Here is an 11264-nt window from a genome sequence, read left to right on the forward strand (position 1 = left end):
GGATCGCATTTCATTTCGACGAGGGCCCTCACCCTAACCCTCTCCCAGGGGGAGAGGGGACTGATTGGGGGATGCTGGAGAGTGACGCCGACCTGAAAGTGTTGTGTTGAATCCATAGGCGCTGATGCGCTTTCAGGTCGGTGTAACTCGCGAATCTCCCGCGGTCGGTCCCCTCTCCCTCCGGGCGGTCCGACGTTTCGGGAGGGTTAGGGTGAGGGGCTCTTGATCTTCAGGCAATAAAAAGCCCCGCACTTCAATCGAAGGCGGGGCTTTTCAGTGTCAGCGGATCAGAACAAATCGATCGGCGCCTGTTCATCCGCCGGCAGCGGGCTGCCCGGCGCAGTGCCGTTGCCCAGCTCATTCACCGACGGTGGCGTATCTTCAGACTTGAACAGCTCGAAGTACGCGCCCGGCGTGCTCGGTGTCGCCGCACGGCCACTGACCGGATCCACACGCAGGCTCAGCAGGCCTTCCGGCTCAGGCTGAACATGTGGCGGCTTGTCCTTCAGCGCAGCCGACATGTAGTTCATCCAGATCGGCAGCGCCACAGTACCGCCGAATTCACGACGACCAAGGCTTTCCGGCTGGTCGAAGCCAGTCCACACCGTGGTCACGTAGTCGGCGTTGTAACCGGAGAACCACGCATCTTTCGATTCGTTGGTGGTACCGGTTTTACCGGCGATATCGCTACGACCCATGGCCAGCGCGCGACGGCCAGTACCAAGCTTGATCACGTCCTGCAACATGCTGTTGAGGATGTACGTGGTGCGACCATCGACAATCCGCTCAGCCACTGCCGGCGTTTGTGGCACGGCTGCGTTGCCCGGTACTTCACCTGCAACCGGTGTGGCGTTGACCGTAAACGAATCGGTGTGCGGCGCGGCGATACCATCCGTCGCCGAACCACCCTGCGGCACGGTCGGCGGATTGGCGACGAACAACGTGTCGCCATTACGGCTTTCGATCTTGTCGATGATGTACGGGGTGATCTTGTAGCCGCCGTTGGCGAACGTACTCCAGCCGGTGGCAATCTCCATCGGCGTCAGCGTTGCGGTGCCCAGCGCCAGCGACAGGTTTGGCGGCAGATCCTGCTTGTTGAAGCCGAAGCGAGTGATGTAGTCGATGGTCTTGCCCACGCCCATCGCCTGCAGTAAGCGGATCGACACCAGGTTGCGCGACTTGTACAGCGCCTCACGCAAGCGGATCGGGCCGAGGAAGGTGTTGGTGTCGTTCTTCGGGCGCCAGACCTTGTCCAGGTATTCGTCGACGAACACGATTGGCGCATCGTTGACCAGCGTCGCAGCGGTGTAGCCGCTGTCCAGCGCAGCGCTGTAGACAAACGGTTTGAAGCTCGAACCCGGCTGACGCTTGGCCTGCATCGCGCGGTTGTAGTTGCTCTGCTCAAAGGCGAAACCGCCGACCAGCGAGCGAATCGCGCCGTTCTGCGGATCCAGCGATACCAGCGCACCTTGTGCTTGCGGGATCTGGCTGAACTTCAGCGAGTTGTCTTTCTGACGCTGCACGCGCACCAAGTCGCCTACCGCCGCGACATCCGACGGCTGACGCGGATTGGCGCCCATGCTGTTGGTGTTGAGGAACGGGCGCGCCCATTTCATGGTGTCCCAGGCGACGTGCTCTTCGCCGGTGCGGGTCAGCACTTGCAGGCCGTTCTTGTCGACCTGAGTGACGATGGCCGGTTCGAGGCTGCTGATGGTGCGTTGTTTGGTCAGCTCACTGGCCCACGCTTCGCGCGTCTTGCCTGGCAGGCGCGACTCGGGGCCGCGGTAGCCGTGACGCTGGTCGTAGGTCATCAAACCTTCGTGCAGCGCGGTGTTGGCCATCTCCTGCAGGTTGCTCGGCACCGTGGTGGTGACGCGGAAGCCTTCGGTGTAGGCATCGCTGCCATAACGGCCGACCATTTCGGCCCGGGCCATTTCGGCGATGTACGGTGCATTCACTTCCGGGGTCGGCACGTGATAGCTGGCGTTCAGCGGCTCATTGATGGCGGCGGTGTAATCCGCTTCGGTGATCTTGCCGAGCTTGTACATGCGCCCGAGGATCCAGTCGCGGCGTTCTTTACTGCGTGCGGGGTTGGCCAGCGGGTTGAAGCGCGACGGCGCTTTCGGCAGGCCGGCGATCATCGCCATTTGCGCCAGGCTGACGTCACGGATCGACTTGCCGTAATACACCTGCGCCGCCGCTTCGATGCCGTAGGCACGGTTACCCAGGTAGATCTTGTTCACGTACAGCTCAAGGATCTCGTCCTTGGTCAGCTGTCGTTCGATCTGCAGGGCCAGCAGAATTTCGGTGGTTTTGCGCGAGAAACTGCGTTCGCTGGTCAGGAAGAAATTCTTCGCCACCTGCATGGTGATGGTGCTGCCGCCGGACTGAATGTGTCCGCTTTTGACCAGTTGGGTCGCGGCGCGCATCAGGCTGCTTGGGTCGACGCCATAGTGGTTGGCGAAATTGTCGTCTTCAGCACTTAGTAACGCATTAATGAAATTGGGCGGAATGTCGGCGAAACGGATCGGTGTACGGCGCATTTCGCCAAATTCTGCGATCAACTTGTTATCGCTGGAGTAGACCCGCAGGGGAATCTGCAACTGAATGCTTCGCAGAGCCTCCACAGACGGCAAACCCGGACTAAGGTAAAGAAACGCGCCGCTGAGACCTAAAAGCAGTCCGCAGAAAACGGCGACGATGGACCAACCGAAAAATTTCAGCAGACGAATCAAGGCGTTTGGACATCCAGGGCAAAGAATGAATTTGGCGACGGGGCTCCGGCTACACACAGAACCATCCGCGCTTGCAGTAAAAAGCAGAAAAAAACGCTGGGCATTATAAGCACTTTTCTGTTGGGGGCGTCATTTGCGCTTCTGTCAAGACGGGGTGAAGGAACGCAATGCGTATTACAGAGTCCGTAACTCACGGAAAGTCATAGGGAATTGGTAGTGCTGGGACTCTTCAATAAAAAAGCCAAACCGTTACTGGGGATCGACATCAGCTCCACGTCAGTGAAGCTGCTGGAACTGAGCCGTCAGGGTGATCGCTACCGGGTCGAGGCATACGCGGTAGAGCCATTGCCGGTCAACGCCGTGGTCGAAAAGAACATCGCCGAGCTTGAAGGCGTCGGTCAGGCCCTGAGCCGCGTGCTGGTCAAGGCGCGCACCGGGCTCAAGAGCGTGGCAGTGGCGGTGGCCGGTTCCGCCGTGATCACCAAAGTCATCGAAATGGACGCCGGGCTGTCCGACGACGAACTGGAAAACCAGCTCAAGATCGAAGCCGACCAATACATTCCCTATCCGCTGGACGAAGTCGCCATCGACTTCGAAGTCCAGGGCATATCACCGCGCAATCCCGAGCGGGTCAACGTGTTGCTCGCCGCCTGTCGCAAGGAAAACGTCGAAGTCCGCGAAGCGGCGTTGGCTCTGGCCGGGCTGACCGCGCGGGTAGTCGATGTCGAGGCCTATGCACTGGAGCGCTCATTCGGCTTGCTCGCGACGCAACTGGCGGCCTCGCAGGAGCGCCTGACCGTCGCGGTGGTCGACATCGGCGCGACCATGACCACTCTCAGCGTCCTGCACAACGGCAAGATCATCTACACCCGCGAACAATTGTTCGGCGGTCGGCAATTGACCGAAGAAATCCAGCGGCGTTATGGCCTGACCCTCGAGCAGGCCGGGCTGGCGAAAAAGCAGGGCGGTCTGCCCGATGATTACATCAGCGAGGTCTTACAGCCGTTTCGTGAGGCACTGGTACAGCAGGTGTCGCGCTCATTGCAGTTCTTCTTCGCCTCCGGGCAATACAACGCGGTCGATCACATTCTGCTGGCCGGCGGCACGGCGTCGGTGCCGGGGCTGGATCGGTTGATCGAGCAACGCCTGAAGACGCCAACGCAAGTGGCCAACCCGTTTGCCAACATGGCCTTGAGCAGCAAGGTCAACGCCGGAGCGCTGGCCAGCGATGCGCCGGCGCTGATGATCGCCTGCGGGCTCGCGCTCAGGAGTTTCGACTGATGGCGCGGATCAACCTCCTGCCCTGGCGCGAAGAGCGCCGCGAAGAACGGCGCAAACGCTTTCTGCTGGCCTTGATCGGCGTGTTGGTCGGCTCGGTGGGCGCGGTGCTGATTGCTGATCAGGTCATCAGCGCGGCCATTGAGCGGCAAGTGGCGCGCAACGACTACATCGGCAAGCAGATCGCCGTGGTCGACGAGCGGATCAAGCAGATCAGCGAACTCAAAGCGCACCGCCAGCAACTGGTCGAGCGCATGCGCATCATCCAGGACCTGCAGGGCAACCGGCAGGTCAGCGGGCGAATCTTTGATCAGCTGGCGCGTACGCTGCCGGACGGCGTGTATTTCACAGAAGTGAAAATGACCGGCAAAACCCTGTCGATCAGTGGCGCCGCAGAATCCAACAACCGCGTTTCGGACCTGATGCGCAATCTCGAGGCGTCGGACTGGTTCGATGCGCCGAGTCTCAACGAAGTCAAGGCGACGACCGCCGGCCAAGTGGACCAGACCAACACGTTTGAACTGACCGTACGGCAGACCCAGCCGCATGCCGTGGAGGACGAGCAATGAAGCCGTCCGAATGGCTGCAAAGTCTGCGCGACATCGATTTCAACGACCTCGACACCAGCAACATCGGTTCGTGGCCGGCGGCAGTGAAAGCCATCGCCGGGGCGCTGTTGATGGTGCTGGTGTTGGCGCTTGGCTATAACTTTTTCACCAGTGATCTGGAAAACCAGCTGGAGGCCAAGCGCGAAGAAGAGGCCATGCTCAAGGAGCAGTTCGCCAGCAAGGCGCGTCTTTCAGCCAACCTTGAGCTGTACACCCAGCAAATGAAGGAGATGGAAAACACCTTCGGCGTGTTGCTGCGACAATTGCCCAGTGATACCGAAGTGCCGGGCCTGCTCGAAGACATCACGCGTACCGGTCTGGGTAGTGGTCTGGAGTTCGAAGAGATCAAACTGCTGCCGGAGGTCACCCAGCAGTTCTACATAGAGCTGCCGATTCAGATCACCGTCACCGGCGCTTATCACGATCTCGCGACCTTCGTCAGCGGCGTGGCCGGGCTGCCGCGCATCGTCACCCTGCATGATTTCGAACTCGCTCCTGCCGATAAAGAAGGCGGGCCGAAGCTGCGCATGAGCATCCTTGCCAAGACCTACCGCTATAACGACAAGGGGCTGCAGAAATGACCCCGATTCGTTGTATCGCGTTGGCGATGACGCTGCTCGCGTTGAACGGTTGTGGTGGCAATGACGACTTCAGCGATCTCGACGCTTACATGAACGAAGTGCGCCTGCGCCCGGCGGGCAAGATTGAACCAACCCCGACATTCCGGTCTTACCCAACATTCACTTACAGCGCGGCCAACCTGCGCAGTCCGTTCTCGCGACAGGTGCGCGTTGATCTGGCCGGGCAGAAACATGGCTCACGCAACGTCAAGCCCGACCCCAACCGGGTCAAGCAATACCTCGAAGGTTTCAACATCGAGCAGTTCGAGATGGTCGGCACGATTGCCAATGCTTCCGGCTCCTTCGCGCTGCTGCGCGGTGCTGGCGGCGTGCATCGGTTGAAAGTCGGCGATTACCTGGGGCGCAACGACGGTCGCATCGTCGCCATCAGTGCCACCCAGGTCGATGTGGTCGAGATCGTTCCCGACGGCGAAGGCGCCTGGCTGGAGCGTCCGCGCACCATTCCTTTGAAAGAGCACTCATAGTGGAAGTCGAACAATGAACAGGATTTTCTCCACCCTCGGTTTTTCGCTATGGATAGCGCTGATGTCGCCGATGGTACTCGCGGCCAATCTGAAAACGCTGGATGTGGCAGCGTTGCCGGGTGATCGCGTCGAGCTGAAGTTGTCGTTCGACGGCCCGCCGCCGCAAGCCAAGGGCTACACCACTGAGTCACCGGCGCGAATTGCACTGGATCTGCCCGGTGTCGCCAGTCAGTTGGCCAGCAAGAATCTTGATCTGGGCAGTGGTAATGCGCGCACGGCCACGGTGGTCGAGGCCAAGGAGCGGACTCGGCTGATTGTCAGTCTCACGCAACTGGCGCCTTACACCACGCGGGTCGAAGGCAATAACCTGTTCGTGGTGGTTGGTCAGGGCGCACCGGCAGCGGCGCCGCGTCCTGCTGCCGTCGCACCTCGTGCTACCGCTAAAGCGCCTGCACCCGCCAAGGCCTTTGTGCCGAAAAACCGGGCGATTCGCGGTGTGGACTTCCAGCGCGGTACGGCAGGTGAAGGCAATGTCGTCATCGATCTGTCCGACCCGACCATTGCCCCGGATATTCAGGAACATGACGGCAAGATCATCCTCAGCTTTGCCCGCACGCAGCTGCCGGACAAGCTGCGGGTACGCCTCGACGTCAAGGATTTCGCCACCCCGGTGCAGTTCGTCAATGCCGGAGTGAGCGCTGAGCGCACGGTTATTACCGTTGAGCCCAGTGGTACTTACGAATACTCGACCTTCCAGACCGACAACAAGCTGACTGTCAGCATCCGCCCGATGACCGTCGATGACCTGCAAAAGCGTAACGCTGACCGTCAGGCTTACGTCGGCGAAAAGCTCTCGCTGAATTTCCAGGACATTGATGTGCGCTCGGTGCTGCAACTGATCGCCGACTTCACCAACCTCAATCTCGTCGCCAGCGACACGGTGCAGGGTGGCATTACCTTGCGCCTGCAAAACGTGCCGTGGGATCAGGCGCTGGATCTGGTGTTGAAAACCAAAGGCCTGGATAAACGCAAGATCGGCAACGTGCTGCTGGTGGCTCCCGCCGATGAAATCGCTGCCCGCGAGCGCCAGGAACTGGAGTCGCAGAAGCAGATCGCCGAGCTGGCGCCGTTGCGCCGTGAGCTGCTGCAAGTGAACTACGCGAAGGCGGCGGACATCGCCAAGCTGTTTCAGTCGGTGACCAGTGCTGAGGCGAAAATCGACGAACGCGGTTCGATTACAGTGGATGAGCGAACCAACAACATCATTGCCTACCAGACTCAGGATCGTCTCGACGAACTGCGGCGGATCGTGGCGCAACTGGATATTCCGGTGCGTCAGGTGATGATCGAAGCGCGAATTGTCGAAGCCAACGTCGATTATGACAAAAGCCTCGGCGTGCGCTGGGGCGGTTCGATCCAGAACAAGGGCAACTGGAACGCTTCCGGGGTCAACGGTTCATCGACGACCATCGGTACGCCAGGCAGCACCAGTACCAACTCACCGTTCGTCGACATGGGCACAGTGGGCAATACTTCAGGGATCGGCATCGCCTTCATCACCGACAACGTGCTGCTCGATCTCGAACTGACCGCGATGGAGAAGACCGGTAACGGCGAAATCGTCTCGCAGCCGAAGGTGGTCACCTCCGACAAGGAAACCGCAAAAATCCTCAAAGGCACCGAAATTCCGTATCAGGAAGCCAGCTCCAGCGGTGCAACCTCGGTGTCGTTCAAGGAGGCTTCGCTGTCGCTGGAAGTCACCCCGCAGATCACCCCGGACAACCGGATCATCATGGAGGTCAAGGTCACCAAGGACGAACCGGATTACCTGAACAAAGTGCAGGATGTGCCGCCGATCAAGAAAAACGAGGTCAACGCCAAGGTGCTGGTCAACGACGGCGAAACCATCGTGATTGGCGGTGTTTTCTCAAATACTCAAAGCAAGGTCGTAGATAAGGTGCCATTTCTTGGCGATGTGCCGTATCTTGGCCGCCTTTTCCGGCGTGATGTGGTTTCGGAGAAAAAATCCGAGCTGCTGGTATTTCTCACACCACGTATCATGAATAACCAGGCGATTGCTGTGAGTCGTTGATTCTGTGCGAAATTTGATTCTTGTAGGACCGATGGGTGCTGGCAAAAGCACCATCGGCCGGTTGCTGGCCAAAGAGCTGCGCCTGCCGTTCAAAGATTCCGACAAGGAAATTGAACTGCGCACGGGCGCCAATATCCCGTGGATCTTCGACAAGGAAGGCGAACCCGGCTTTCGCGACCGTGAGCAGGCGATGATTGCCGAGCTGTGCGCGTTCGATGGCGTGGTGTTGGCGACCGGCGGTGGCGCAGTCATGCGCGATGCCAATCGCAAGGCCCTGCATGAGGGGGGGCGAGTGGTGTATCTGCACGCCTCCGTGGAACAGCAGGTCGGCCGCACTTCGCGTGACCGCAATCGACCGTTGCTGCGCACCGCCAATCCGGAGAAAACCCTGCGTGACCTGCTGGCGATCCGCGATCCGCTGTATCGGGAAATCGCCGATCTGGTGGTGGAAACCGACGAACGGCCGCCACGCATGGTGGTACTCGACATTCTCGATCGTCTGGCGCAACTTCCTCCCCGTTAAAGCAGCGCTCGAAATGCGCTATCCTCGGCGTCCTGTCACAGCCCGTCGAGGTTGTGGCGGATGGCGTGCAAGCGGCGTCATACCCGCTATAGGCCGCAGATAACCAATAATTCAGGGCAGGACGCCTGCTTCCATCTTCACTGTGGGGACACATGCAGACACTCAAGGTCGATCTAGGCGAGCGCAGCTACCCGATTCATATTGGCGAAGGTTTGTTGGATCAGCCCGAGTTGCTGGCACCGCATATCCATGGGCGGCAGGTGGCAATCATCTCCAACGAGACCGTTGCGCCGCTCTATCTTGAGCGTCTGACTCGCAGCCTGGCGCAGTTCTCGGTGATCTCCGTGGTGTTGCCGGACGGCGAAGCCTTCAAGAACTGGGAAACCCTGCAACTGATCTTCGACGGTCTGCTGACCGCCCGTCATGACCGCCGCACCACCGTGATCGCCCTCGGCGGCGGGGTGATCGGCGACATGGCCGGCTTCGCCGCTGCCTGCTACCAGCGCGGTGTCGACTTTATCCAGATCCCTACGACGTTGCTGTCCCAGGTCGATTCGTCGGTGGGCGGCAAGACCGGCATCAACCATCCGTTGGGCAAGAACATGGTCGGCGCGTTCTATCAGCCGAACGTGGTGCTGATCGATACGGCGTCCCTGAAAACCCTGCCAGAGCGCGAGCTGTCCGCCGGTCTGGCCGAAGTCATCAAGTACGGTCTGATCTGTGACGAGCCGTTCCTGACCTGGCTCGAAGAAAACGTCGATGCCCTGCGTGGGCTGGATCAGAAAGCCCTGACTTACGCGATCGAGCGCTCCTGCGCAGCCAAGGCTGCGGTGGTCGGCGCCGATGAGAAGGAAACCGGCGTACGTGCCACGCTCAACCTTGGCCACACCTTCGGCCACGCCATCGAGACCCACATGGGCTATGGTGTCTGGTTGCACGGCGAAGCAGTGGCGGCTGGCACCGTGATGGCGCTGGAAATGTCCGCGCGTCTCGGCTGGATCAGCGAGCAGGAGCGTGATCGCGGTATTCGTCTGTTCCAGCGTGCCGGTCTGCCGGTGGTGCCGCCGACGGAAATGAACGAAGCCGATTTTCTTCAACACATGGCAATCGACAAAAAAGTGATCGACGGTCGTCTGCGCCTGGTGCTGCTGCGCCGGATGGGCGAAGCGGTAGTGACCGACGATTATCCGAAAGAGGTTCTACAGGCCACGCTGGGAGCGGATTACCGCGCCCTGGCTCAGCTTAAAGGTTAATAAGATTCCGATGACTAGTTTGCATGCCGACGAGGCGTTCCTCGGCCATTTCCAGTTAAGTCACGACCCGTTCGCGCCACGCGTGCCGGGCTTCAAGTTCTTCCCGGCCCAGCGCAAACCGGTACTGGGTCAACTGCACCATCTGGCGCGTTACAGCCAGTTGCTGCTGGTGGTCACCGGGCCGCAGGGCAGTGGCAAGACGTTGTTGCGTCAGGCGCTGGTCGCCAGCACCAACAAACAGTCGGTGCAGAGCGTGGTGGTTTCCGCCCGTGGTGCCGGTGATGCCGCTGGCGTGCTGCGCCAGGTTGCGCAGGCACTGAACGTCGCTCAGGCCGAAGTTGGCGCGATTCTGGATCAAGTGGTGCAACTCGCGCTGACCGGCCAGGAAGTCTATCTGTTGGTGGATGACGCCGAGCAGCTCGATGAATCCGCCCTCGAAGCGCTGATGGCACTGGGTGCCGGCGCACCGGAAGGTCGCCCGCACGTGTTCCTGTTCGGTGAATCGTCGCTGATCGCTCAGCTCGAGGCTTTGCACCTTGAGGAAGAGCGTTTTCACGTCATCGAATTACAGCCTTACACCGAAGAAGAAACGCGCGAATATCTCGACCAACGGCTCGAAGGCGCCGGCCGGGGTGTCGAACTTTTCAGCGCAGATCAGATCTCTGATATTCACGAAAGTGCCGAGGGTTGGCCGGGCAACATCAACCAGGTCGCTCGCGATGCTCTGATCGAAGTCATGATTGCCAGCCGCTCAGCGGTCAAGCGTCCAAGTATGGGGTTCAACATGCCGAAGAAACACGTATTGGCGATTTCCGCCGTCGTTGTGGTCGCGGTCGCTGCCGCCTGGCTGATGCCGGGTCGCAACAAGGCGCCGACCACCGGTGCACCGGCCAATGAACAGGCACAGTTGCCATTGGGCCAGGGCGCAGCCAATGGCGGCGCACCGAACGTCGAGTTCGCCGGTAATACACAGCCGATGCCGCTGCCGCTGGTCGGCAACTCGCAACCGGTAATGCGCGGTCCGTTGGCCGAAGCGGCCGGTGGCATTACCGAAGGCGACGATGGGGTGCCGCTGGAAGGTTCCAGCGATACCCCGCCGACCGTCACCACTTCCGCACCGCCTGCGGGCGTTCCGGCCGGCCCTGCGCCGACACCGGTTCCGTTGCCAGCGGCCAAGCCGACGCCGGCGCCGACGCAAGTTGCCACCGCCAAGCCTGCTCCGGCAGCGCCTGCAGCGAAACCGGCTCCGGCACCAGCCAAGCCAGTCGCTGCTGCCAAACCGGCCGAGAAGCCGGTGACCGTCGCCAAGGCTGCTGGTGGCAGCTGGTACGCCGGCCAGCCGACCGGCAACTATGTGGTGCAGATCCTCGGCACCAGCTCCGAAGCCGCTGCGCAAAACTTCGTCAAAGAGCAGGGCGGCGAGTACCGTTATTTCAAGAAAGTTCTCAACGGCAAACCGCTTTACGTGATCACCTACGGCAACTTCGCCAATCGTGATGCAGCCGTTTCTGCCATCAAGGCCTTGCCAGCGAAGGTTCAGGCTGGTAAACCTTGGCCTCGCACTGTCGCCAGCGTCCAACAGGAACTGGCAACAACTCGCTGAAGATTCGGCGGCCTTACCCAGGCCGCCTCTCCAAGCACCTCAAAATTTCTACGAGTGCGCGCTTCCT

General features: G+C 60.3%; 9 protein-coding genes. 8 read left to right on the forward strand and 1 reads right to left on the reverse strand.

The genetic code is table 11. The features are described from left to right. Window positions 1–287: 287 nt before the first annotated feature. Entirely contained in the window at window positions 288–2732 is a 2445-nt protein-coding gene (locus tag AC5SEM_RS28065; RefSeq protein ID WP_495473509.1) for a penicillin-binding protein 1A, read from the reverse strand. A gap of 219 nt (window positions 2733–2951) precedes the next feature. On the opposite strand from AC5SEM_RS28065, the gene AC5SEM_RS28070 reads away from it, so the two are divergent. The 8 genes from AC5SEM_RS28070 to AC5SEM_RS28105 all read left to right on the forward strand — a co-directional run bounded on the left by AC5SEM_RS28070 (window position 2952) and on the right by AC5SEM_RS28105 (window position 11197). Beyond that, window positions 2952–4016 carry a pilus assembly protein PilM gene (locus AC5SEM_RS28070; RefSeq protein ID WP_077570415.1) on the forward strand — a complete coding sequence of 355 codons (1065 nt, stop codon included), beginning with the start codon at window positions 2952–2954 and terminating at the stop codon, window positions 4014–4016. Beyond that, window positions 4016–4582, forward strand: coding sequence for a PilN domain-containing protein (locus tag AC5SEM_RS28075; RefSeq protein WP_116029243.1), 567 nt, complete (start codon window positions 4016–4018; stop codon window positions 4580–4582). Before AC5SEM_RS28070 ends, AC5SEM_RS28075 begins: the two co-directional genes overlap by 1 nt. Next, entirely contained in the window at window positions 4579–5202 is a 624-nt protein-coding gene (pilO, locus tag AC5SEM_RS28080) for a type 4a pilus biogenesis protein PilO (RefSeq protein WP_077570420.1), read from the forward strand. The genes AC5SEM_RS28075 and pilO overlap by 4 nt, the downstream gene beginning before the upstream one ends. Next, entirely contained in the window at window positions 5199–5726 is a 528-nt protein-coding gene (locus tag AC5SEM_RS28085; protein ID WP_495471734.1) for a pilus assembly protein PilP, read from the forward strand. Before pilO ends, AC5SEM_RS28085 begins: the two co-directional genes overlap by 4 nt. Window positions 5727–5739: 13 nt before the next feature. Further along, complete coding sequence (locus AC5SEM_RS28090; RefSeq protein WP_495471735.1) at window positions 5740–7818, forward strand: type IV pilus secretin PilQ; 2079 nt, start codon at window positions 5740–5742, stop codon at window positions 7816–7818. Window positions 7819–7822: 4 nt separating this feature from the next. After that, window positions 7823–8341, forward strand: a complete 519-nt coding sequence (aroK, locus tag AC5SEM_RS28095; protein ID WP_011332081.1) for a shikimate kinase AroK — start codon at window positions 7823–7825, stop codon at window positions 8339–8341. A gap of 152 nt (window positions 8342–8493) precedes the next feature. Then, a complete protein-coding gene (gene aroB / locus AC5SEM_RS28100; RefSeq protein WP_495471736.1) occupies window positions 8494–9594 on the forward strand; it encodes a 3-dehydroquinate synthase in 1101 nt (366 codons plus the stop codon). A 10-nt stretch (window positions 9595–9604) separates the two neighbouring features. Continuing rightward, a complete protein-coding gene (locus AC5SEM_RS28105; RefSeq protein WP_495471737.1) occupies window positions 9605–11197 on the forward strand; it encodes an AAA family ATPase in 1593 nt (530 codons plus the stop codon). Window positions 11198–11264 lie beyond the last annotated feature (67 nt).

The sequence above is a fragment of the Pseudomonas sp. CH61 genome, from assembly GCF_059429415.1.